The 23,819-nt window shown below is 72.8% G+C and carries 19 protein-coding genes; 15 read left to right on the forward strand and 4 right to left on the reverse strand.

The window, feature by feature from the left end; translation table 11 throughout:
• Positions 1-20 precede the first annotated feature (20 nt).
• Entirely contained in the window at positions 21-1,379 is a 1,359-nt protein-coding gene (locus tag ACYP53_RS17240) for a DivIVA domain-containing protein (RefSeq protein ID WP_189915051.1), read from the forward strand.
• 431 nt (positions 1,380-1,810) lie between these two features.
• On the opposite strand, the gene ileS is transcribed toward ACYP53_RS17240, so the two are convergent.
• Positions 1,811-4,939, reverse strand: a complete 3,129-nt coding sequence (ileS, locus tag ACYP53_RS17245; RefSeq protein ID WP_459647888.1) for an isoleucine--tRNA ligase — start codon at positions 4,937-4,939, stop codon at positions 1,811-1,813.
• A gap of 643 nt (positions 4,940-5,582) precedes the next feature.
• On the opposite strand from ileS, the gene ACYP53_RS17250 reads away from it, so the two are divergent.
• From ACYP53_RS17250 to ACYP53_RS17265, 4 genes are all read left to right on the forward strand, one after another.
• Entirely contained in the window at positions 5,583-6,047 is a 465-nt protein-coding gene (locus ACYP53_RS17250; protein ID WP_229928471.1) for a TraR/DksA family transcriptional regulator, read from the forward strand.
• Between the two features lie 94 nt (positions 6,048-6,141).
• On the forward strand, positions 6,142-6,855 hold the full coding sequence (gene lspA, locus ACYP53_RS17255; protein ID WP_373313692.1) for a signal peptidase II: 714 nt from the start codon (positions 6,142-6,144) through the stop codon (positions 6,853-6,855).
• A gap of 85 nt (positions 6,856-6,940) precedes the next feature.
• Complete coding sequence (locus tag ACYP53_RS17260) at positions 6,941-7,879, forward strand: RluA family pseudouridine synthase (protein ID WP_189915045.1); 939 nt, start codon at positions 6,941-6,943, stop codon at positions 7,877-7,879.
• A 1-nt stretch (position 7,880) separates the two neighbouring features.
• Positions 7,881-8,366, forward strand: a complete 486-nt coding sequence (locus ACYP53_RS17265; protein WP_459647889.1) for a GNAT family N-acetyltransferase — start codon at positions 7,881-7,883, stop codon at positions 8,364-8,366.
• 134 nt (positions 8,367-8,500) lie between these two features.
• Here ACYP53_RS17265 and ACYP53_RS17270 read toward each other — a convergent pair whose 3' ends face one another.
• On the reverse strand, positions 8,501-9,520 hold the full coding sequence (locus ACYP53_RS17270; RefSeq protein WP_459647890.1) for a mechanosensitive ion channel family protein: 1,020 nt from the start codon (positions 9,518-9,520) through the stop codon (positions 8,501-8,503).
• A gap of 116 nt (positions 9,521-9,636) precedes the next feature.
• On the opposite strand from ACYP53_RS17270, the gene ACYP53_RS17275 reads away from it, so the two are divergent.
• The 6 genes from ACYP53_RS17275 (at position 9,637) to ACYP53_RS17300 (ending at position 18,535) form a co-directional block, all read left to right on the forward strand.
• Positions 9,637-12,444, forward strand: a complete 2,808-nt coding sequence (locus ACYP53_RS17275) for an alpha/beta fold hydrolase (RefSeq protein ID WP_459647891.1) — start codon at positions 9,637-9,639, stop codon at positions 12,442-12,444.
• Positions 12,441-13,298 carry an ABC transporter permease gene (locus ACYP53_RS17280; protein ID WP_459647892.1) on the forward strand — a complete coding sequence of 286 codons (858 nt, stop codon included), beginning with the start codon at positions 12,441-12,443 and terminating at the stop codon, positions 13,296-13,298. The genes ACYP53_RS17275 and ACYP53_RS17280 overlap by 4 nt, the downstream gene beginning before the upstream one ends.
• A 106-nt stretch (positions 13,299-13,404) precedes the next feature.
• Positions 13,405-13,983: a dienelactone hydrolase family protein gene (locus tag ACYP53_RS17285; RefSeq protein ID WP_373313691.1), complete on the forward strand. Its 579-nt coding sequence runs from the start codon at positions 13,405-13,407 to the stop codon at positions 13,981-13,983.
• Positions 13,984-14,560: 577 nt separating this feature from the next.
• The gene (locus tag ACYP53_RS17290; protein ID WP_189915039.1) at positions 14,561-16,288 is read left to right on the forward strand and encodes a carbamoyltransferase family protein; all 1,728 of its coding nucleotides are present in this window, start codon (positions 14,561-14,563) and stop codon (positions 16,286-16,288) included.
• 161 nt (positions 16,289-16,449) lie between these two features.
• Positions 16,450-17,169, forward strand: coding sequence for an HAD family hydrolase (locus tag ACYP53_RS17295; protein WP_459647893.1), 720 nt, complete (start codon positions 16,450-16,452; stop codon positions 17,167-17,169).
• A 229-nt stretch (positions 17,170-17,398) separates the two neighbouring features.
• Entirely contained in the window at positions 17,399-18,535 is a 1,137-nt protein-coding gene (locus tag ACYP53_RS17300; protein ID WP_459647894.1) for an MFS transporter, read from the forward strand.
• Positions 18,536-18,618: 83 nt separating this feature from the next.
• Here ACYP53_RS17300 and ACYP53_RS17305 read toward each other — a convergent pair whose 3' ends face one another.
• Positions 18,619-19,161, reverse strand: coding sequence for a HEAT repeat domain-containing protein (locus tag ACYP53_RS17305; protein WP_459647895.1), 543 nt, complete (start codon positions 19,159-19,161; stop codon positions 18,619-18,621).
• 130 nt (positions 19,162-19,291) lie between these two features.
• Positions 19,292-20,071 carry a VOC family protein gene (locus ACYP53_RS17310; protein ID WP_459647896.1) on the reverse strand — a complete coding sequence of 260 codons (780 nt, stop codon included), beginning with the start codon at positions 20,069-20,071 and terminating at the stop codon, positions 19,292-19,294.
• 347 nt (positions 20,072-20,418) lie between these two features.
• Between ACYP53_RS17310 and ACYP53_RS17315 the strand changes: the two genes are divergently transcribed.
• The 4 genes from ACYP53_RS17315 (at position 20,419) to ACYP53_RS17330 (ending at position 23,814) form a co-directional block, all read left to right on the forward strand.
• Complete coding sequence (locus tag ACYP53_RS17315) at positions 20,419-21,591, forward strand: amidohydrolase family protein (protein ID WP_459647897.1); 1,173 nt, start codon at positions 20,419-20,421, stop codon at positions 21,589-21,591.
• Positions 21,592-21,750: 159 nt separating this feature from the next.
• Positions 21,751-22,413, forward strand: coding sequence for an MOSC domain-containing protein (locus tag ACYP53_RS17320; protein ID WP_459647898.1), 663 nt, complete (start codon positions 21,751-21,753; stop codon positions 22,411-22,413).
• Between the two features lie 69 nt (positions 22,414-22,482).
• Positions 22,483-23,004, forward strand: coding sequence for a DUF3592 domain-containing protein (locus tag ACYP53_RS17325; protein ID WP_459647899.1), 522 nt, complete (start codon positions 22,483-22,485; stop codon positions 23,002-23,004).
• A gap of 15 nt (positions 23,005-23,019) precedes the next feature.
• Positions 23,020-23,814, forward strand: coding sequence for a hypothetical protein (locus ACYP53_RS17330; RefSeq protein WP_459647900.1), 795 nt, complete (start codon positions 23,020-23,022; stop codon positions 23,812-23,814).
• The last annotated feature ends 5 nt before the right edge of the window (positions 23,815-23,819 follow it).

A 23,819-nucleotide genomic window follows, 5' to 3' on the forward strand; every position in this document is an offset into this window, starting at 1 on the left:
GATCACGTTGAGGTGAAGAGATGCCATTGACCCCCGAGGACGTTCGGAACAAGCAGTTCACGACCGTCCGCCTGCGTGAAGGCTATGACGAGGACGAGGTCGATGCCTTCCTCGACGAGGTCGAGGCGGAGCTGACCCGCCTCCTCCGGGAGAACGAGGACCTGCGCGCCAAGCTGGCCGCCGCGACTCGTGCCGCCGCGCAGAACCAGGCCAACCTGCGCAAGGAGCCGCAGCAGCAGGACGCCCCCCGCCAGGGTGGTGCCCCGGTGCCGGCCGCCATATCCGGCCCGCCGGTCCCCGGCCAGCAGGGCCCGGGCGGCCCGCAGCAGATGGGCCCCGGCGGCCCGCAGCAGATGGGCCCGGGTGGTCCCCAGCAGCAGCAGATGGGCCCCGGCCCCCAGCAGCAGATGGGCAACCAGCCCCTCGGCCTGCCCGCCGGCTCCGCGCCGCAGCTCCCGCCGGCCGGCCAGCAGCAGCAGATGGGCCAGACCATGGGCGGCCAGCAGCAGCTGGTCCAGCCGATGGGCGGTCAGATGCTGCAGCCCATGGGCGGCCCCGGTGGCCCGCAGCAGATGGGCAACCCCATGGGCCAGGGCATGAGCCAGGGCATGGGCCAGCAGCAGATGCAGCAGATGGGCGGCCCCATGGGCGGCCCGCCGCAGCAGATGGGCGGCCCGATGGGCGCCCCCATGCAGCAGCAGGGCCCCGGTGGCGACAGCGCCGCCCGCGTCCTGGCGCTCGCTCAGCAGACCGCCGACCAGGCGATCTCCGAGGCCCGCTCCGAGGCCAACAAGATCGTCGGCGAGGCGCGCAGCCGGGCCGAGGGCCTGGAGCGCGACGCCCGTGCCAAGGCCGACGCCCTGGAGCGGGACGCGCAGGAGAAGCACCGCGTCGCGATGGGCTCGCTGGAGTCCGCCCGCGCCACGCTGGAGCGCAAGGTCGAGGACCTGCGGGCCTTCGAGCGTGAGTACCGCACCCGCCTGAAGTCGTACCTGGAGACCCAGCTGCGCCAGCTGGAGTCGCAGGCCGACGACTCGCTCGCCCCGCCGCGGATCCCCGCCACCGCGTCGCTGCCGCCGGCGGCCTCGTCGATGGCTCCGGCCGGTGCCGGTGCGATGGGCAGTGCGCCGAGCTTCGGTGGCAACCAGCCTTCCTTCGGTGGCAACTCGCCGTCCTTCGGCGGGAACAGCTCCTTCGGCGGCAACACCTCGGCGCCGAGCTTCGGCGGGCAGTCCGCCGGCGGCAGCGGGGCTCCGCAGATGCAGCCGGCCGGGATGACCCAGCCGATGGCGGCCGTCCGTCCGCAGCCGCCGCAGCCGATGCAGCAGGCTCCGGCGCCGATGCGGGGCTTCCTGATCGACGAGGACGGCGACAACTGAGGTTGTAGCCGGGCTCTTTGAGGGCGTCCCCTTTTCGACCTTCGGGTCGGGGAGGGGGCGCCTTTTTGGTGTGTTCGGGGTGTGGGGTTTCGCTGCGCGGGGCTGGGGTGGGGTTCCGCTGCGCGGGGCTGGGGTGGGGTGGGGTTCCGCTGCGCGGGGCTGGGGTGGGGTGGGGCTCTCGGGAGGGTGGGTGCGGGGTGGCTCCGGGGGTGGCCGCTCCGAGGGGCTGGATGATTTTCAGACTGCCGACTCTGAGGGCTCGTGGCCGGGCGCCGTTGGCAGTCTGAAAATCACCCGCAACGCCCCTCTCCGGGCCACCCCCTGCGCCACCCCTCCCGCAGCGCGTCCCTCTCGCCGGTGTGTGGGGGTGGGGGTGGGGAAACGGAACCGCCGCCCGGCTGGGGAGCCGGGCGGCGGTTCGGGGTGTGTGGTCAGGCCTTGCGGAGTTGGAAGGCGAGGCCGAGGGAGTCGTCGGTGAAGGTTTCGGAGTTCCAGTCGGCCGCGCCGGCGGCGAAGTCGGTGGCGAGGACCTCCTCGGCGACGAGGGGGCCGTGTTCGGCGATGGCTTCGGCGGTTTCCTCGGAGGCTGCGCGCCAGCGGAGGATGATGCGGTCGGCGACGTCGAGGCCGGAGTTCTTGCGGGCCTCCTGGATCTGGCGGATGGCGTCGCGGGCGATGCCGAGGCGCTTGAGCTCCGGGGTGATGGCCAGGTCGAGGGCGACGGTGGCGCCGGACTCGTTGGCGACGGCCCAGCCCTCGCGGGGGGTTTCGGTGATGATCACCTCGTCGGGGGAGAGGGTGATCGTCTCGCCGTTGAGGTCGACGGTGGTCGTGCCGGAGGTGCGGAGGTCGGCGGCGAGGCGGGCGGCGTCGGTGTTGGCGACCGCCTTGGCGACGTCCTGCACGCCCTTGCCGAAACGCTTGCCGAGGGCGCGGAAGTTGGCCTTGGCGGTGGTGTCGACGAGGGAGGCGCCGACCTCGGCGAGGGATTCGAGGGTGGCGACGTTGAGCTCCTCGGCGATCTGCGCGCGCAGGTCGGCGGGCAGCTCCTCCCAGCCCTGAGCCGCGATCAGTGCGCGGGAGAGCGGCTGACGGGTCTTGACGCCGGACTCGGCGCGGGTGGCGCGGCCGAGTTCGACCAGGCGGCGGACCAGGGTCATGTGCCGGGAGAGGTCGGCGTCGATCAGGGTCTCGTCGGCTTCGGGCCAGGTGGCCAGGTGGACCGAGGCCGGTGCGTCCGGGGCGACCGGGACGACCAGGTCCTGCCAGACCCGCTCGGTGATGAACGGGGTGAGCGGGGCCATCAGACGGGTGACCGTCTCCAGCGCCTCGTGCAGGGTGGCGAGCGCGGCGGCGTCGCCCTGCCAGAAGCGGCGGCGACCGCGGCGGACGTACCAGTTGGACAGGTCGTCGACGAAGCCGGAGAGCAGCTTGCCGGCGCGCTGGGTGTCGTACGCCTGGAAGGCCGCGTCGACCTCGCGGACCAGGGTGTTCAGCTCGGAGAGCACCCAGCGGTCCAGCTGCGGGCGGTCGGCCGGGGCCGGGTCGCTCGCGGAGGGCGCCCAGTTCGAGGTGCGGGCGTACAGGGCCTGGAAGGCGACGGTGTTCCAGTAGGTGAGGAGGGTCTTGCGGACCACCTCCTGGATGGTGCCGTGGCCGACCCGGCGGGCCGACCAGGGCGAGCCGCCGGCCGCCATGAACCAGCGGACGGCGTCGGCGCCGTGCTGGTCCATCAGCGGGATCGGCTGCAGGATGTTGCCCAGGTGCTTGGACATCTTGCGGCCGTCCTCGGCCAGGATGTGGCCCAGGCAGACGACGTTCTCGTAGCTGTTCTTGTCGAACACCAGGGTGCCGACGGCCATCAGCGTGTAGAACCAGCCGCGGGTCTGGTCGATCGCCTCGGAGATGAACTGCGCCGGGTAGCGCTTCTCGAACAGCTCCTTGTTCTGGTACGGGTAGCCGTACTGGGCGAAGGGCATCGAGCCCGAGTCGTACCAGGCGTCGATGACCTCGGGCACGCGGGTCGAGGTGCCGCCGCAGTCGCGGCAGGCGAAGGTCACCGCGTCGATGTACGGGCGGTGCGGGTCGAGCTCGCTCTGGTCGGTGCCGGTGAGCTCGCTCAGCTCGGCCAGCGAGCCGACGCAGGTGAGGTGGCCCTCCTCGCAGCGCCAGATCGGCAGCGGGGTGCCCCAGTAACGGTTGCGGCTGAGCGCCCAGTCGATGTTGTTGTTCAGCCAGTCGCCGAAGCGGCCGTGCTTGACCGTCTCCGGGAACCAGTTGGTCGCCTCGTTCTCGCGGATCAGCGCGTCCTTGACGGCGGTGGTCCGGATGTACCAGGACGGCTGCGCGTAGTAGAGCAGCGCGGTGTGGCAGCGCCAGCAGTGCGGGTAGCTGTGCTCGTACGGCAGGTGGCGGAAGAGCAGGCCGCGCTCCTTGAGGTCCGCGACCAGGGCCTCGTCGGCCTTCTTGAAGAACTGGCCGCCGACCAGCGGGACCTCGGGGGCGAAGGTGCCGTCGGCGAGCACCGGGTTGACCACCGGCAGGCCGTACTTGCGGCAGGTCGCGAGGTCGTCCGCGCCGAAGGCGGGGGACTGGTGGACGATGCCGGTGCCGTCCTCGGTGGTGACGTAGTCGGCGTTGAGGACGTAGTGCGCGTCCTCGATCTCGACCAGGTCGAAGGGGCGGCGGTAGGCCCAGCGCTCCATCTCGGCGCCGGTGAAGGACTCGCCGGTGGGCTCCCAGCCCTCGCCGAGAGCCTTGGCCAGCAGCGGCTCGGCGACGACCAACTGCTCGTCGCCGTCGGTGGCCACGATGTAGGTGACGTCCGGGTGGACGGCGGCGGCGGTGTTGGAGACCAGGGTCCAGGGGGTGGTGGTCCAGACCAGCAGGGCGGCCCGGCCGGCCAGCGGGCCGCTGGTCAGCGGGAAGCGGACGAAGACCGAGGGGTCGACCACGGTCTCGTAGCCCTGGGCCAGCTCGTGGTCGGACAGACCGGTGCCGCAGCGGGGGCACCAGGGGGCGACCCGGTGGTCCTGGACCAGCAGGCCCTTGTCGAAGATCTGCTGGAGCGACCACCAGACGGACTGGACGTAGGACGGGTCCATCGTCCGGTAGGCCTCGTCCAGGTCGACCCAGTACCCCATGCGGGTGGTCAGCTCGGCGAAGGCGTCGGTGTGGCGGGTCACCGAGTCGCGGCACTTGGCGTTGAACTCGGCGATGCCGTACGCCTCGATGTCCTGCTTGCCGGAGAAGCCCAGCTCCTTCTCGACGGCGAGCTCGACCGGGAGGCCGTGGCAGTCCCAGCCGGCCTTGCGGGCGACGTGGTAGCCCTTCATCGTCCGGTAGCGGGGGAAGACGTCCTTGAAGACGCGGGCCTCGATGTGGTGGGCACCGGGCATGCCGTTGGCGGTCGGCGGGCCCTCGTAGAACACCCACTCGGGGCGGCCCTCGGACTGCTCCAGGCTGCGCTGGAAGATCTTGTTGTCCTGCCAGAAGGAGAGGATCTGGTGTTCGAGGGCGGGGAGGTCCACCTGTGCGGGGACGGGGTTATAGGTGCTCATCGCGGGCGTCTACCTCCGGCGGATGCTGTGACTGGATCCTCCGGAGGGACGAAACGGCGTGTCGCCGCTCCGCGGTACCACCCTCCTTGGCCGCGGTACTGCCGTCGCGGCCCTCTTGTTTGGGCTTGCTGCCGGTTCTAGCGGACCGTCGCGGGCTTCGCGGCGGCCGTTCTTCCGGCGGCTCCGGGGTGATCTTCCCGCCGTGCACACCCCCGGGCTCGCACCGTCCCCGGGTCGCTGGTGGCTGCGTACGTCGGTACTCGTCCCATCTGCGCCTTGCAGGCCCAGTGTATCGGCCGGGCGAGTCGGTTTGTCCAAACCGTTTCCGGGCGGGGCGCTCCGGGGTGCGCGGCGGGGCTGGTCAGAGGGTGGTTAGGCCGGGGTGATCTGGGCACAACCCTGTCAGCGCGAGGGGCGTGGCGGTTGGGGCGGCTGCCTGGGTGGGATCGTTATGAGGCGTCGGTATGTCATGTTGTGACCGGTTTTGATCGGGATTATCGTTCCGGCACTGGAAGCCGCCGGGAACCGGCGGCTCGATTCGTTCGTAGATGGGGTCGAAGCCATGGCTGAGAAGGGAACCGGCGCGGGTACCGCCACCAAGCGGGCACGCAAGGCCGTGGCGGTCGATCCAGGGGAGGGGACCGTGACCACTACCGCACCGAAGTCCAGCACCGACACCGTCACCGGACCGCGCGGGGCCGAGGCCGTCGACCCGGCCACGCTGCCGGTCCGACCGGGCGAGGAACCGTGGACCACCCAGGAGGTCCACGAGCTGCACAACGAGCTGATCAACGAGCTCGAACGGCTGCAGAACGAGATCGACGCCGCCGAGGCGGCCATCTCGGGCCTGATGCGCGACTCCAACGACGGGGCCGGCGACGACCAGGTGGACGCCGGTACGAAGAACATCTCGCGGGAGAGCGAGCTCGCGCTGGCCAACAACGCGCGCGACAGCCTCGCCCAGACCGAGCGGGCCCTGGGGCGGCTGGAGGGCGTCGGCTTCGGCACCTGCGAGTCCTGCGGACAGGCCATCGGCAAGGCCCGGATGCAGGCCTTCCCGCGGGCGACGCTCTGCGTGCAGTGCAAGGCCAAGCAGGAACGCCGCTGAACCGGCCGGCGAACCGGACGACCGGAGCGACGCGGCGGGTCGGGCTTGCCGTACGCTCGACCCCGTAACGTCGCCTGACGCGTCCGCCCCGACCGTGGACGCGTCCAGGTCGTCACCGGCCCACCACCCTCCCCCTCCTACGGCCGGGGGAGCTCCACCGGCAGCGGAGCGGATCATCAGTACGCAAGGTTCCCCCCAGACCCGGGACGACGCCGTCCCGTCCCCCGCCGATGCCGTGGAGGTGCCCGTGGCCGAGCCGTCCGAGGCGGCGTCCGTGGACGAACCGACGGTGGCGGAGAAGCCCCGGGGTCCGCGGCGGATCGGGGTCCTGCTGGTCGTCGCGGTGCTCGCCTTCCTGATCGACCTCGGCAGCAAGCTGCTGGTCGTCGCCAAGCTGGAGAACCACTCGGCGATCAAGGTGATCGGGGACGTCGTCACCTTCCAGGTGATCCGCAACTCGGGCGCGGCCTTCGGCATGGGGCAGGCGCTCACCGTCGTCTTCACCATGATCGCCTCGGCCGTCATCGTGGTGATCTGGCGGATCGCCCGCCGGCTGTACAGCCTGCCGTGGGCGATCGCGCTCGGGCTGCTGCTCGGCGGGGCGCTCGGCAACCTCACCGACCGGCTGTTCCGCTCGCCGGGCGTCTTCCGCGGGCACGTCGTGGACTTCATCTCCGTCCAGCACTTCGCCGTCTTCAACCTCGCGGACTCGGCGATCGTCTGCGGCGGGATCCTGGTCGTGCTGCTCTCCTTCCGGGGCAGCAACCCGGACGGCACCGTGCACCAGCAGGGTGGCAAGGGCGAGTAGCCCGGCTCGCTCCCGCTCGCCCGGCCGGACGGCCCGGCGAGAGCGGCGCGCGGGGGAGGGCGGTGTTTCCGGCATACTCGTACGGGTGAGTACCGCAGCGCAGATCCGCAGCCTCCCCGTTCCCGACGGCCTGGAGGGCGAGCGCCTCGACGCCGCCCTGGCCCGGATGTTCGGCTTCTCCCGGACCAAGGCCGCCGAACTGGCCGCCGACGGCAAGGTGACGCTCGACGGCGCCGTGGCCGGCAAGTCGGACCGGGTGACCGGCGGATCCTGGCTGGAGGTCGAGATCCCCGCCCCCGCCGCCCCGGTGCAGATCGTCGCCGAGCACGTCGAGGGCATGCGGATCGTCCACGACGACGAGGACATCGTGCTGATCGACAAGCCGGTCGGCGTCGCCGCGCACCCCAGCCCGGGCTGGACCGGCCCCACCGTGATCGGCGGGCTCGCCGCGGCCGGGTACCGGATCTCCACCTCGGGCGCGGCCGAGCGGCAGGGCATCGTGCACCGGCTGGACGTCGGCACCTCGGGCCTGATGGTCGTCGCCAAGTCCGAGCGCGCGTACACCGACCTCAAGCGGCAGTTCCACGACCGGATCACCGACAAGCGCTACCACACGCTGGTCCAGGGCCACCCGGACCCGATGAGCGGGACCGTGGACGCGCCGATCGGCCGCCACCCCAGCGCGGACTGGAAGTGGGCGGTGACCCAGGAGGGCAAGCCGTCCGTCACCCACTACGACCTGATCGAGGCGTACCGGGCCGCGTCGCTGCTGGCGATCAAGCTGGAGACCGGGCGCACCCACCAGATCCGCGTCCACATGTCCGCGCTGCGCCACCCCTGCGTGGGAGACCTGACGTACGGCGCCGACCCGACGCTGGCCAAGCGGCTCGGGCTGAGCCGGCAGTGGCTGCACGCGGTCTCGCTCGGCTTCGAGCACCCGGCGGACGGGCAGTGGGTCGAGTTCTCCAGCGAGTACCCGGAGGACCTGCAGAAGGCGCTGGACATCATCGCCGAGGAGAGCTGACATGAGCGCCGGGACGGGTGCCCTCCCGGGTGTCACGATCCGGGTCGCCGAGGGCGAGGACGACCTCGCCCTGGTGCGGGAGGTCCGGCGGGAGGTCTTCGTCGTCGAGCAGAACGTGCCCGAGGAGCTGGAGTACGACGAGTACGACGACACCTCGGCGCACCTGCTGGCGGTGGCGGCCGACGGGACCGCGCTCGGCACCGGACGGCTGATCTTCGGCGACCAGGCCAGGAAGCTGACCGGCGGCGTCGAGGGACGGGTGCTGCTCGGGCGGCTCGCGGTCCTGCCGGCGGCCCGGGGGACCGGCCTGGGCGCGGAGCTCGTGCGGGCGATCGAGGCCGCGGGGGCGGAGCGCGGGGCCGCTGAGGTCGAGCTGCACGCCCAGGTGCAGGCGCTCGGGTTCTACGAGCGGCTGGGGTACGTCGCCGAGGGGCCGGTGTACGAGGACGCCGGGATCCCGCACCGGACGATGACGCGGGCGCTGTAACCCTCAGGGGGCCGTGCGGACCGTTCGAACGGGGCCGCGGTCGGTCGCGAAGCTCCCCGTGCCCTTGAGTCGCGCAGCTCCCCGTGCCCCTGGTGGGGCGCGGGGAGCTTTTCGTCGCGGGTGGGGCTGCCGGGTCAGCTGTCGGCGGTGCGGATGCGGGGTAGCGCCCCGGGGTGTTCGTCGCGCAGGTGGGCGATGAGCTGTTCGCGGATGTCGAAGCGGAGCTGGGCGGCGTCCTCGGGGGTGCGGGCGGTCATGGTGGCGCGGACGAGGATGGTGCTCGGGGTGGTGTCGGTGACCTGGAGGGCCCACTCGGCGCCGTCCCAGAGGGGGTGCCGGTCGAGGCGGGCGCGCAGGGTGGCGCGCAGCTCGTCGACCGGGGTGCTGTGGTCGAGGTGGAGCAGGACGGCGGCGAGCAGGCCGGGGTCGCGGCGGGTCCAGTTCTCGAAGGGCTTGCTGACGAAGTAGGAGACCGGGACGATCAGCCGGCGGTAGTCCCAGAGGCGGACCACCAGGTAGGAGAGCGTGATCTCCTCGACCGTGCCCTGCTGGCCGTCCACCACCACGGTGTCGTCGATCCGGACGATGTCGCCGAAGGCGATCTGCAGACCGGCGAAGAAGTTGCCGAGGGTGTTCTGGGCGGCGATGCCGGCCACGATGCCGATGACGCCCGCCGAGGCGAGCAGGCCGGCGCCGACGGTGCGCATGGCGGAGAAGGTCAGCAGCATCACGGCGAGGGTGACCACGACGACGACCGCGTCGGCCACCCGGCGCAGCATGCCGATCTGGGTGCGCGCCCGCTGGACGCGGGCCGGGTCGTCGACGCGGCTCTCGTAGCGGCCGAGCAGGGCCTCCAGGGCGGCCGACACCACGCGCGCGGTGAGCCAGCCGAGGGAGGCGAGCAGACAGAGCAGGACCAGGTGGTGCGCGCCCTCGTCCTGGTGCAGGTGGAGGATCCGCCGCAGTGGCCTGGCGACGAGCAGCAGCGCCGAGACGACCGCGAGTTGGAGCGGGATCCGGCAGCGGCGGAGCAGTGCCCAGACCGGGGCCCCGGGCTGCCGGGCGGCGATCCGCTGGAGGGTCTGGTCGACGGTCCAGCCGATCGCCAGGGTGGCGGCGGCGATGGCGAGCAGCGAGATCAGCGGCCAGAGCATGGGCCGTACGATACTCGGGCACAGTGGTGCGAACCGGGCGGAAAGGCCCGGCGGCCGTCGGCGTCGGCGGCGGCTTTATCGGGCGCCTACCCGGACGGCGGATACGATCAGCGGCCATGGAGTTCGGTGGGGCATGGCGTCGCTGGCGAGGCCGGGGCGCGACGGTCAGACGCAAGGTACTGGCCGGTGCGGTGGCCCTGGTGGCGGTGGCCGCGGCGGGTACGGCGACGGTGGCGTCCGGCGGTGAGCAGACCGTCCGCGAGGAGGACCGTTTCCTCAGCATGCCGGAGACGCCCGGCAGCGCGCAGCAGGTCCAGCTGGACACCTCGTTCTTCACCAGCGGTGACGGCCCGCGGCCGGCGGTGCTGCTCGCGCACGGCTTCGGCGGCTCCAAGGAGGGCGAGCGCGAGCGCGCCCGGCAGCTCGCCCGCCAGGGGTACGCGGTGCTGACCTGGTCGGCGCGCGGGTTCGGGCGCTCGGGCGGCAAGATCGGCCTCAACGCGCCCGACCGCGAGGTCGAGGACGTCCGGCACCTGGTGGACTGGCTGGCCCAGCGGCCCGAGGTGCGGCTCGACGGGCCCGGCGACCCGAAGGTCGGCATCACCGGCGCCTCCTACGGCGGGGCGATCTCGCTGCTCGCCTCCGCCTACGACCCCCGGATCGACGCGGTGGCCACCCAGATCACCTGGTGGAACCTGGCGGACGCGCTGTTCCCGCAGGGCGTGCAGGGCTCCGGCGCGGCGGACGGCGTGTTCAAGAAGCTGTGGGCCGGGATCTTCTTCACCACCGGCTCGGCCGCCCCCGGCTCGGCGGGCGGTCTCGGGCCGTCCGGCGGCGCTCCGCGCGAGGGCGGCGAGCCGAAGCCGGTGGCGGACGGGCAGACCGGGTGCGGGCGGTTCCTGGAGTCGCTCTGCGCGATGTACGACCGGGTCGCGACCGCCGGGCACGCCGACCCGGAGGCCGTCGCACTGCTGGACCGTTCCAGCCCGTCCTCGGTGGCGGAGCGGCTCAAGGCGCCCACGCTGGTGGTGCAGGGGCAGCAGGACTCGCTGTTCCCGCTCGACCAGGGCGACCGGATCGCCCGGGCGATCGCCGCGAACGGCGCGCCGGTGGCGGTGGACTGGTTCGCGGGCGGGCACGACGGCGGGACCGACACCAGCGAACGGGTCGACGCCCGGGTCACGGCCTGGTTCGACCGGTTCTTGAAAAATCGCGGCTTGCGGGGACTCGGGGACGACACCGGCCCGGCGTTCCGGGTGACCAGGACCGGCGGGGTGGACTCGACCGGCTTCCAGGCCGTGCTGCGCGGGGCCACCGCCGACCGGTATCCCGGGCTGGGCGGGACCGGGTCCCGGTCGGTCGAGCTGGCCGGCGGGGAGAGGACCGTCGCCAACCCGCCCGGCGGGGCGCCCCCGGGGATCTCGACGCTGCCGGGCATCGGCGCGCTCAGCCAGGCGGCCTCGCTGGGCGCCGGGCTGTCGCTGGACTTCCCCGGGCAGAACGCCGCCTTCGACTCGGCGCCGCTGGACTCCTCGCTGCACCTGACCGGACAGCCGACCGTGCCGGTGCGGGTGACGGCGGACCGGCCGGACGCGGTGCTGTTCGCGAAGCTGTACGACGTCGGGCCGGACGACAAGGCGGTGCTGCCGCAGCAGCTCGCCGCGCCGCTGCGGGTGACGGGCGCGGACGCCGGACGGACGGTCACGGTGGCGCTGCCGACGGTCGACCACACCTTCCCGGCCGGGCACCGGGTGCGGCTGGTGCTGGCCGCCACCGACCTCGCGTACGCTTCGCCCGTCGAGCCGGCCACCTACCGGGTCGCGCCGGCCGGGGCGGTGACCCTGCCGACCGTCGAGGAGCTGGTGACCGAGGCGGCGCCGCTGCCGGCGCGGACCTGGGCGCTGCCGGTGGCCGCCGTGCTGCTGGCCGCGGGGCTGGTGCTGGCGCCGCGACTGCGGCGGCGACGGGCGGCCGGCGGACCGGACTTCGACCCGGAGCTGGCCGCGGTGCCGCTGCGGATCGACGGCCTGAGCAAGCGCTACAAGGGCGCTCAGGACCGCTACGCCGTACGGGAGTTGAGCTTCCGGGTGGAGCAGGGGCAGGTGCTCGGGCTGCTCGGGCCGAACGGCGCGGGCAAGACCACCACGCTGCGGATGCTGATGGGGCTGATCCGCCCCGATGCCGGGGAGATCCGGATCTTCGGACACCTGGTGCGGCCCGGTGCGCCGGTGCTGTCCCGGGTCGGGGCGTTCGTGGAGGGCGCCGGCTTCCTGCCGCACCTCACCGGGCGGGCCAACCTGCGGCTGTACTGGCAGGCGACCGGACGCCCGGAGGCCGACGCGCGCTTCGACGAGGCGCTGGCCATCGCCGGGCTCGGCGAGGCGCTGGACCGGGCGGTGCGGACGTACTCGCAGGGCATGCGGCAGCGGCTGGCGATCGCGCAGGCGATGCTCGGGATGCCGGACCTGCTGATCCTGGACGAGCCGACCAACGGGCTGGACCCGCCGCAGATCCGGGAGATGCGCGAGGTGATGATCCGCTACGCGGCGGGCGGGCGGACGGTGATCGTGTCGAGCCACCTGCTGTCCGAGGTCGAGCAGAGCTGTACGGACCTGGTCGTGATGGACCACGGGCAGCTGGTGACGACCGGCGCGGTCGGTGAGATCGTCGGGTCGTCGGAGCTGCTGATGATCGGTGTCGCCGAGCCGTACGACCCGGAGTCGGCGGCCGGGAAGGTCGCCGCGCTCGCCGGCGTCGGCTCGGCGGAGGCCGTCGAGGGCGGACTGCTGGTGCGGCTGGACGGGCTGGCGGCCAGCGAGCTGCTGGCCGAGCTGGTGCGCCTCGGCGTGCCGGTGGAGAGCGCCGGGCCGCAGCGCCGGCTGGAGGACGCGTTCCTGTCGTTGATCGGAGGTGGTGGGCAGTGAGCGCCGTGGTGTCGGCTGACCACGCGGAGGGGTACCGGGCGAGCCGGACCCTGCCGCTGCGGGTGGAGGCGATGCGCCAGCTGCGCCGGCGCCGCACCCTGGTGATCGGCGGGGTGCTGGCGGCCATGCCGTTCGTGCTGCTGGCCGCCTTCCAGATCGGCGGCACCCCGGGCCGGCCGGACCGGACCACCTTCATCGAGCTGGCCACCGCCTCGGGCGCCAACTTCGCGGTCACCATGCTGTTCGTGGGGACCGGATTCATGCTGGTGATCCCGGTCGCGCTGTTCTGCGGCGACACCGTCGCCTCGGAGGCCAGCTGGTCCTCGCTGCGCTACCTGCTGGCCGCGCCGGTGCCCCGGGCCCGGCTGCTGGCCCGCAAGTTCGTCGTCGGGCTGGCGTTCTCGGCGGTCGCCGTGGTGATGCTGCCCGCGATCGGACTGGCCGTCGGGACGGCCGCCTACGGGTGGGGCGACCTCAAGCTCCCCGCCGGTGTCAGCCTGCCCGCCGGGGAGGCACTGCCCCGGATTGCGATCGCGGTGGCCTTCGTCCTCCTGAGCGAGATCGTGATCGCGGCCCTGGCGTTCTGGCTGTCCACGGCGACGGACGCGCCGCTCGGCGCGGTGGGCGGCGCGGTCTTCGCGTCGATCATCACCGGGGTGCTGGACGCCGTCACCGCGCTCGGCGACCTGCGGGAATGGCTCCCGGCGCACTGGCAGTACGCGTGGGCGGACGCGCTGCAGCCGCAGCTGGAATGGGGCGGCATGGTGCAGGGCGTCTCGCTGTCGCTCTCCTACGCGGCGGTGCTGCTGGCGCTGGCCTTCCGGGGGTTCGCGCGCAAGGACGTGGTGTCGTAGGGGTAGGTCTGGTGGGGCGCGTCCGTCGGGCGGGCACCGGGGGGCGGGTCGGGCCATGGGGGATCATGGGTGGGTAGCCGACCTCCCCTGCCGAAGGACCCGAACCGTGGCCCAGATCGTCCTCTTCCACTCCGCCTACGGGCTGCGCCCCGCCGTGCGCGCCGCCGCCGACCGGCTGCGCGCCGCCGGGCACACCGTGCACACGCCGGACCTCTTCGAGGGCCGGACCTTCGACTCGATCGAGGACGGGCAGGCGTACCAGGAGGCGGCCGGGGGCAGCGAGGAGGTGCTGCGCCGCGCGGTGACGGCGGCCGCGCCGCTCTCCGAGGGCGGGCTGGTGTACGCGGGCTTCTCGCTCGGCGGCGCGGTCGCGCAGAACCTGGCGCTGGCCGACGAGAAGGCGCGCGGGCTGCTGCTCCTGCACGGCACCTCGGACCTGCGGGAGGACGCGGTCACCGAGATCCCCGTCCAGCTGCACATCGCCGAGCCGGACCCGTTCGAGCCGGAGGACTGGCTGAACGCCTGGTACCTGCGGATGCGGCGGGCCGGCGCGGAGGTGGAGGTGCACCGCTACCGGGGCGCCGGGCACCTGTTCACCGACCCGGAGCTGCCGGACTACGACGAGGAGGCGGCGGAGCGGGCCTGGGCGGCGTCGCTGGACTTCCTCGCGGAGCTGGCGGACTGACCGGGCCGGAGGACTGACGGAGCCGGACGGCCGAGCGGGCCGGAGGACTGACGGAGCCGGACGAGTGACCGAGCCGGACGGCTGACCGAGCCGGACGACTGACCGGGACCGGGTCGGGGCGGAAGCCCCCGGCCCGGTCTTCGGCGTTTCCGGGGCGGGCGCCCTCGGGCCGGGGGTGGCTGATGACGCGTCATGTGGTGTGTGGTGCCGGTGTGGTGAGGCGTCGGGGGGACGGTCGGGGGGCGGCGGAAGTGCCGGTCGCGGACCGGGCGCGCGCCGAAAGGTTCGTTTCCGGACAGCTACCCACAGTGATCGACGGAGCAGTGGTCCAGACCTCTTGTCCGGCCCGGGCCGCCCTGCCAGCATGAATGATCGGTTGACGAACCGTTGTTCACCGGGCGGCCTCCCGGGCGTCACAGTCCGACGGCAGGTCAGGTTGACCGGATTCCCCACGGCGTCGTTGATCTCCGGGGAAACCTCTCCATAGAGTCGCGGTGCACTCCAGCCTCACCAGCTCGCCAAATCCGTGGAATTGCCGTCGAGCGATTTCCCGTGACGTTAAGCATTGGAGCCGCACATGCTTGTTCTCGGAATCACCAACAACGATCTGGCCGGCGCCTGCCTGGTTCAGGACGGAACGGTCGTCGCGGCCGTCAGCGAGGAGCGGTTCTCCCGGGTCAAGGATCACAAGACCTGGCCGGAGCAGTCGATCGACTACGTCCTGAAGGAGGCCGGGGTCACCCTTTCCGATGTCGACCGGGTGGCCTACGGATGGCAGGCGGGATTCAGCGCCGAAAAGCACCTGCTGCTCTACGTGGACCGGATTTCGGAGGAGGCCCGGCTGCGCCCCGAGGCGCTTCCTCATCTCCGCAAGCGGATATCCGACGAAATTCGGAACGACCGCGAGAAGCGCGGTGAGTTCGATGCGTTCATCGAGGAGAACGGACTGCGCGGCAAGGTGGTCCACATCGACCACCACGAGTCGCACGGCCTGGGCGCCTTCCTCTGCTCCCCGTTCGACGACTCCCTCGTGGTCACCTGCGACGGCCGAGGGGACTTCCAGTCCCTGACCGTCACGCACTACTTCCCGGGCGGCGAGGAGGTGCTCCAGCGCGAGACCTCGATCGACAGCCTCGGGTACTTCTACGGCCGGATCACCAAGCTGCTCGGCTTCCGCCCCAACCGCCACGAGGGCAAGATCACCGGGCTGGCCGCCAACGGCGACCCGGAGAAGCTCCTCCCGCTGATGCGGCGGATGATCGACGTCGAGGAGAACGGCGCGATCCGCGCCCGCTGCGGCGACTGGTACCAGCCGTCCTACGAGGGCTACTCCGAGGCGCTGCTGGCCGAGATCGCCACCCACGAGCCGGCCGATGTCGCGGCCGCCGCCCAGCGGCACGTCGAGGACCTGCTGACCGCCGTCGTGGCGCGCCACATCGGCCGGGTGACCAGCGGAAACGTCTGCCTCTCCGGCGGCGTGTTCGCCAACGTCAAGCTCAACCAGCGGATCTTCGAGACCGCGGGCGTACGGAACGTCTACGTGCTGCCGCCGATGGGCGACGGCGGGCTGCCGCTGCAGACCGCCGTGATCGTGGCCCACCGGGAGACCGGCGAGCGCCCGCGGGTGCCCTCGATGGCGCTCGGGCCGGACGCCGCGATCTCCGAGGGCCGGCTGGAGGAGATCCTGCGGGACTACCCCGAGCTGCGCTACCGGCGGATCGGCGAGTCCATGCAGGAGGTCCTGCTGGGCGCGCTGGAGGCGGACCAGGTCATCGGCACCTACCGCGGCCGGATGGAGTTCGGCCCGCGCGCGCTCGGCCGCCGCAGCGTCATCTACGGCACCGCCGACCCGAGCATGAACGACTGGCTCAACAAGCGCCTGAACCGCACCGAGTTCATGCCCTTCGCGCCGATCACGGCCGAGGACCTGGCGGCCGACTGCTACGTGGGCTGGGAGCCGGAGCACCCGGCGGCGCTGTTCATGACGCTCACCTACGACTGCCACGAGCCCTTCGCCAAGGCCTGCCCGGCGGTGGTGCACGTCGACAACACCGCCCGCCCGCAGGTCGTCCGGGCCCAGGACGACCCGTTCCTGCACGGCCTGCTGATGGCCTGGTACGACCGCAGCGGCCAGGCGGCGCTGGTGAACACCTCGTTCAACAAGCACGAGGAGCCGATCGTCGGGTCGCACCGCGACGCGCTCGACCCGCTGGCCGACGAGGTGATCGACCTGCTGCTGGTCGACGACGTGTACCTGGTGTGGAAGGACTCCGCCGACGGCTTCATGGCGCGGCGGGCCGGCTAGGGCCTTTGTCGGGCCCTGGGGCGTGTCCGACACGCCCTGGGGTCGCGCCTGCTGGATCGGCCGGGAGGTCACCTGGGGAGGTCTAGTCCAGTTGACCGCCCGGCCGATGCGGGTTGAACTATCGTCAGACCGTATGGCGCAAGCGCCGAGTGAGGAGACCGATGCAGCCGCAAGCCGGAACGCGGTACGAGGTCGAGGCCGTCGTCTTCGACATGGACGGGGTCCTGATCGACTCCAGGCCGGTGATCGAGGAGGCGTGGCGGTCGGTGGCCCGGCGCCACGGCCGGGCGCTGACCGACCCGGAGATCGAGGAGTACGTCCACGGGCGGACCGGCGACCAGACGGTGCGGCTGATCTTCCCCGACCACTCGGACACCGACCGGAAGGCGATCTGGGCCGAGGTGGACACCGTCGAGGAGGAGGCGCCGTACCACGCCGTCCCCGGCGCGGACGGGCTCGCCGACCGGCTCCGGCACGCGGGGGTACCGATCGGCCTGGCCACCAGCAGCTGGACCCGGAAGATCGACAACGCGCTGGGCGGGCTCGGCCTGCTCGACGTCTTCCGGGTGCGGGTCACCCGGGACGACGTGGAGCGGGGCAAGCCGCACCCGGACCCGTACCTGGCGGCCTGCCGGGGGCTAGGGATCCGGCCGCAGCGCACGCTGGTCTTCGAGGACTCGGTCAGCGGGGTGCGCTCGGCCGTCACGGCCGGGGCGGTCTGCGTCGGGATCGGCGGGCCGGCGCTGGTGGAGGCCGGTGCGGTGGTCGCGGTGCCGGACTTCACCGCCCTGGCGGTGGCGGACGGCCGCGGGACGATCACGCTGACCGACCCGGACGGGCGGGTCACCGTGGCGCTCGCGCTCGGGCCCGACGGTGGCTGAGGCCGGCCGGGCCGCGTCGAACCCGGCGCTCGTCGATTCCGGGGCGGGGCTCGGGGACTCCGGGGCGGGGCTGGTCGGCTCCGGGCCGGGGCTGGTCGGCTCCGGGCCAGCGCTCGGGGACTCCGGGGCGGAGCTCGTCGACTCCGGGCCAGCGCTTGGGGACTCCGGGCCGGGGCTCGTCGGCTCAGGGTCGGCGGCGGAGAGCCGGGTGGGGGAGGCCGGGCCAGGGGTGCCGGCCGCGCCGGTGATGGCCAGGTCGGCGGCGGTCTCGGCGTTCTGCGTCTTCCTCGTCCTCGGCGTGCTCACCGCCTCGCTCGGCGCCTCCCTCCCGTACCTGCGGGAACGGTTCGGCGCCGAGCACGAGGTCGGACGGGTCGTCTCCGCCTACAACCTCGGCGCGCTCGCGGCGACCGTCTGCATCGGGCTGCTCGGCCGCCGGCTGAACGTCCGGGCGGCGCCGCTCGTCCTGCTCGCCGTCTTCGCCGCCGGCGCCGCCGGCATGGCGGCCAGCCCCGGCTGGACCGCCTACCTCGGCTGCGCGGCGGTGACCGGCATCGGGTACGGCGGGCTCGCGCTCACCCTCAACACGGCGTTCGCGCGCGGGTTCGCGGGGAACAGCGTGGTGATGGTCAACCGGTTGAACGCGGTCTTCGGGATCGGCGCGATGCTGGGACCACTGGCCGCCGGGGCCGTCGGGCACACGGACATCCGGCTGCTCGCCCTGGCCGCGGCGGTGTGCGCGCTGCCGTGCTTCCTGGTCGGGCGGGCGGGGGCGGTGCTCGCCGCCCCGAAGGGCGAGCCGGGGGCGGGCGCCGGCGGTGGCGGCCGGCGGATCGGCCTGCAGCTGCTCCCCTTCCTGCTGGTCGGCCTGGTGTACGCGGGCATGGAGACCAGCATCGGTACCTGGCAGTCGACCCAACTGGTGCGCGACGGCTGGAGCACGCAGGCCGCGACCACCGCGGCCTCCGGCTTCTGGGCCGGCATGGCCGTCGGACGCCTGGTCCTCCCGCAGCTGACCAAGCGGCTGCCCGGCCGCACCACCCTGCCCGGCTACCTGGCGGCCGGTCTCGGCGCGCTGGCCCTGGCCGCGGTGCCGCACCTGGCGGTGGTCGCCTACCCCCTGGCCGGGCTGGCGCTGGCGCCGGTGCTGCCGACCCTGATCGCCTGGGTCTCCGGCGTGGCGGAGGTGCCGCAGCAGGCGACCTCCGTACTGACGCTCTGCTGCATGCTCGGCAACGCCGTCGTCCCGGCGGTGGTCGGGGCGCTCAGCGGCTCGGACGGGGCGACGGTGATCCCGCTGGTGCTGGCCGGGACGTGCCTGCTCTGCCTCGGACTCGCGGTGTGGCTGCGGGCGGTCCGGCGCTGAGGCGCCGGAGGGTAGGAGCTCGCGTACTCGCGCAGGAAGTCGGACAGGCCGACTTCCTGCGCTTTGCGCGGTGAGCGCGAAACTCAGCCGGCGGCGGGCGGGGCCGTGCGGCGGTGGATCGGGCCGCCGGGGACGTACCAGCCGGCCTTCTTGCGGACGGCCGGGCTCGGGTCCCGCTCGTGGCAGCGCACCAGGGCGGCGAGGGCGCCGGGGACGGTGTGGACGAACTTGCCGACGAGCTCGGCGGCCCGCATCCGGACCTGCGGGTCCGGGTCGTCGGCCAGGTGCCGCAGCGCCGGGTCCAGCACCCGGTCCGCGCCCGGCGCGCAGGCGTCGTCCTTGCAGCGGTCGCAGGCCAGGGCGTGGAAGGCGGCGATCCGGACCCGGGCGTCGGGGTCGTCCGCCATCGCGATCAGGAGGTCCATCGAGTCGGTGTCGACCAGGTGGTCGAGGAGGCGGCAGCAGCCCTCCCGCACCGCCGGGTCCGGGTCGGACAGGCCGGCGCGGATGGCGTCGAGGGAGTCCGCGGCTCGGCGCAGCAGTTCGTGGTAGGCGCCCACGGTGCGCTGGGGGTCGCCCAGGTAGGAGACGAGGCCTTCGTTGTCGGTCCGTGCGAATCCGAGCATGGGGGGAGTGTCGGCCCGTAACTGGCGGCGGGGCAAGGGGATTTCGGAGCCGGGGCGCCGGAACGGGAAGCGCCCGCCCGGAGCGAGCCGGGCGGGCGGGCTGGGCGGGTGGTCCGGGGACTGGGGGCCGCTACATCGGGGTGGGCTTGATCATCGCGAAGGCGGCGCCCTGGGGGTCGGCGACGACGGTCATCCGGCCGGCCATCATGTCGAACGGCGGGGCGAGGACCGTGCCGCCGCGCTTCACCAGGGCGTCCACGGTGGAGTCGACGTCGTCGACCGCGAAGTAGGTCAGCCAGTGCGCCGGGGTGCCGGGCGGGTCGTTGGCGAGGAGGGTGGCGCCGCCGACCGCGCGGCCGCCGACCCGGACCTCCCAGTAGGAGTCCGCGCCGTCCAGCGGCTCGATCTCGATGCCGAACGCCGCGCCGTAGAAGGCGGTGGCGGCCTGGATGTCGCTGGTGTGCAGTTCGTTCCAGGTCAGCGCGCCGGCCTCGTTGACCACCTGGGCGCCGAAGAACTCGCCCGGCTGCCAGACGCCGAAGACCGCGCCCTGCGGATCGGAGGCGATCAGCATCCGGCCCAGGGCGCCGACGTCCATGACCGGGGCGATCAGCGTGCCGCCGGCGGCGACGATCGCGTCCTGGGTGGCCTGGGCGTCGGTGGTGGCCAGGTAGCTCGTCCAGACGGTCGGCGGTTCCGGCATGCCCTCGGGGGCCATCGCCGGGCCGATGCCGGCCGCGGCCCTGCCGTTGAACTCGCAGACCGCGTAGCCGCCGAACTCGGCCGGGCCGGGCTGGCCCTGCCAGCCGAACAGGTCGCGGTAGAAGTCCAGCGCGGCCTGCTGGTCCTTCGCCATCAGGTCGACCCAGCAGGGGGTGCCGGTCGCGTACGGGGTGGTGACCTCGGGCATTTTGACCCTTTCTGGTGGGGTTTGCTGCCGGTCACCCTGTCGTCGTGGGCGGTGGATCGCCACTCGACACGCCGCCGGGGCGGTGGGGCGGTGGGGCGTCGGGGCGGTGGGGGCCTCCGGTGGATCCCGAGGAACCCCGACGGACCTACGGGTACGGCCGTTCGAGCGGCCGGGCGGGCCGACACCGTGCGGAGCGGCAACGGGCGGCGGCTCGACGGCTGACCCTTCTCCGTGGCAGCACCAGACCCCGGGCCGGTGCCGAGCGCCGGCCGACCGCCACCGGAGGCAACGTCATGAAGCCCCTGAAGCACAGGAATCCGATGACGCCGATGAATCTGATGAAGCCCGTGAGGAACGGGCAACGGACCGGCAGACGGTTCACCGCCGCCGTCGTCGGCGCGACCGCGCTGGCCGTCGTCTTCTCCCCGGCGGGAGCCGGCGAGGCCTTCGCGGCCCGGGCCTGCTTCGACCGGTCCACCGAGCCGTACACCTCGGTCGTCGACGGCCACCTGCACTTCCGGCCCTTCGGCGGCCGGGCCATCCCCTTCGAGGAGATGGCCGACTACCTGCGCAAGAGCGGCGTCCGCTACGCCAACATGTTCGGCATCGGGCAGGTGCTGCCCGCCGACTCCGACTGCACGTACTACCTCGACTGCCCCGGCACGCCCGTACGGCCCATGCTGCGCAACGACTTCGTCAACGCCGAGAGCCTGCGGGAGAACCGGCCCGACGACCCGAAGCTCGCGCTCTCCATGACGTTCATGGACCTGCACCACCCCGAGACCGTCCCGGCCGGAATCGCGCTGCTGGACCGGGAGTACCCGGGGATGTTCCGGTGGGCCGGCGAGGTCAACGTGGTCAAGCAGGCGATCCTGCCCAACCTGGCCGAACCCGCCACCAGCGAGGACATCCCGAACTGGGCGCCCTTCATGCGGGTGTACCAGGAGCGCGGGATCCCCGTCACCTTCCACTCCGACCTCGGCAACGACGCGGAGCCGACCAAGTACCTCCACCTGATGGAGGAGATCCTCACGCAGTACCCCGACAACAAGATCGTGTGGGCGCACATGGGGCTCTCCAAGGAGCTCGCCACCATGGACCCGGACGAGCACATCCGCATCCTGGACCGGCTCCTCGGCCAACACCCCAACCTGACCCTGGACTTGAGCTGGCGCGTACTGGAGGACCTCTACTTCAGCCGGCCCGGCGCCCGGGAGAAGTACGCCGCCTTCCTCGACCGCCACCCGACCCGGGCGATCACCGGGACGGACTTCGTGGCCGCGCGGAACAAGGACTACAAGGTGTACGAGGAGGAGCTGGAGGTCACCAGCCGGATCAACCGGGCACTGGACAACGAGGCCTTCCGGGACATCGCGCTCGGGCAGAACTACTTCCGGCTGCTGGGACTGAAGGACGTGGCGCCGAGGGTCTGTCCCTCACGGCCGCGCCCGCACGGCGGGGAGAGCACCACCCCGGCCGGCACGGGCAACCACGTCGCGGTGCTGGGCGACGAGGACTGAGGACCGGGCTCGGGAGCATCGGCGGTTCGCGGTCCCTCACGCGGGTGCTTGAGCGCGAGGGGCCGCCGCGCTGACGCGGGCTGCCCCGGCGAAGTCGGCGAAGTCGGCGGGGGAGGTATTCCGTGGACCCGGGCCGGGCACCCGTCGTACGGTCGAAGCATGGACGCACACGCGCGACTGCTCTCCGTCAACGTCGGCAGGCCCCGGCCGAACCCGTGGAAGGGCCTCCGCGCCACAGGCATCGACAAGCACCCGGTGGACGGCCCGGTCGCCGTGGCCGCGCCGGGCCCCAAAGGGACGGGCGCGGTCGGCCTCGCCGGGGACCGGGTGTACGACGTGCGGAACCACGGCGGCGACGACCAGGCCGTGTACGCCTACGCCCGGGAGGACCTGGACGGCTGGCAGGAGGAGCTGGGCCGGGAACTCGACAACGGCTCCTTCGGCGAGAACCTGACCACCACCGGCCTGGACGTCAACGGCGCCCTGATCGGGGAACGCTGGCGGATCGGCCCGGACGTGGTCCTGGAGGTGTCCTGCGCGCGCATCCCCTGCGGGACCTTCCAAGGCTGGCTGGACCGCGAGGGCTGGATCCGCCGCTTCACCGAGGCAGCCCTGCCGGGCGCCTACCTGCGGGTGGTCACACCCGGCGAACTGCACGCGGGAGACACGGTGGAGGTGGTGCACCGCCCGGACCACGACGTCACGGTGGCCCGGTCGTTCCGCGCGGTGACGACCGAACCGCAGCTGCTGCCGGGCCTGTTGGCGGCGGACGCGCTCCCGGAGGAAATCAAGGAACTGGTGCGGAGGCGGACCCGGGCGTAGCGTGGCGGAGCCGGTGGGTGCGGCTGGCGTGCGCGGGCGTGGGCAGTCGGGCCGACACCGGGGGGATCGATGGAGAACACGCCGGACCACGGCCGGACGGTGCGGAACGGGTCGATCGCGATGATCGCCCTGGGGGTCCTGCTGTTCGTCCTCAGCCTGGTCTACCTGATACCGCACGACATGGGCGCGACGTCGGCCCTTCGCAGCCGTGGCGTCCACACCCCGGCGGTCGTCACCGAGTGCACCGAAGTGAGCGGGCCGCGGGACAACCCGGCAGGGAACGCCGACTGCCGGGTGCGGTTCACGACGCCCGGGGGGACATCCGTCGAGACCCGACTCGCCTACGTCACCGACACCATCAAGGCCCGCGACACCGTGACGGTGGTGTACGACCCCCGGCACACCGATGTCGCCGCTCTCGCTTCGAGCATCGGCTTCTGGAACTCGCTGGGCCGGAACGTACTCGATGTGGTCGCACTGGTCGCGTCGGTCGTCATGACCCTGCTGGGCCTCGCGGTCCATCTCGCCTACCGCCGGCTCACCCGGGCACGGAGGCGCCCGAGGAGGGGGAGTGAGCCCGCGACCTCTTGAGGCACGATGGACCGCGTGACACAGCGGAGATACGAGTACGCGCCACCGAACACCCTCCTCGGCCTGCTGCAGCGTGGCCGGGGTCAGGGCGCGCTGATGGCCGCCGAGGACCGGGCTTCGGTCGCCGACCTCGTCCACGGCTGCATCCGCTGGGAGTGGCGGTGGGACCGGCAAGTCGACGACCGGCACCTCTACCTGGCCCGGCTGATCCGGGACCTGGAGCTGCCGCTCGGCCCTGTGGTGGAGATGCTCGCCGGGGACGAGGAGACCCGGTGGCGGGCCACCCGCGTCCTGGAGTTGCTGGTGCTCGCCGGCTCGGAGGAGGCCCGGGCGGCCCTGCCGGGCTACGTCCCGGGGGAGGACAGGCCGACCATGCGACGCCCCGTGGAGAAGGTGGATCCGGACCACGGCGACGAGAGTGACGTACCGGCCTTGATCGCCGCTCTGGAGCAGCAGTGGGTCGATGAGTCCTGGTGCGGGGCGGACACGCTCGCGCGTGGCCTCGGCCGCTTCGGGCCGGCGGCCGCTGACGCGATCTCCCTGCTGCGGCGCTTCTGGCTCCACACCCCGCACTCGTACGAGCGCCCCGACTACCTGACGGCGTTGGACGCCCTCGGCTCGCCGGGGATGGCCGAGGCGTACACCGAGTCACTGTGGGACTGCGAAGCGCGAGCGCGTCTGCTGGGCGTCGAGCGGGCCCCCGACCGCCCCCATGTGCGCGACCGGCTGGCCTGTCTCCAGGACGACCCGATGGAGGAGCCGGAGGTCAGGGCCGCCGCCCGGGAGCGGCTGGCGGCCCTGACCCGATGAACGGG

This window comes from Kitasatospora sp. Ki12 (assembly GCF_054601375.1).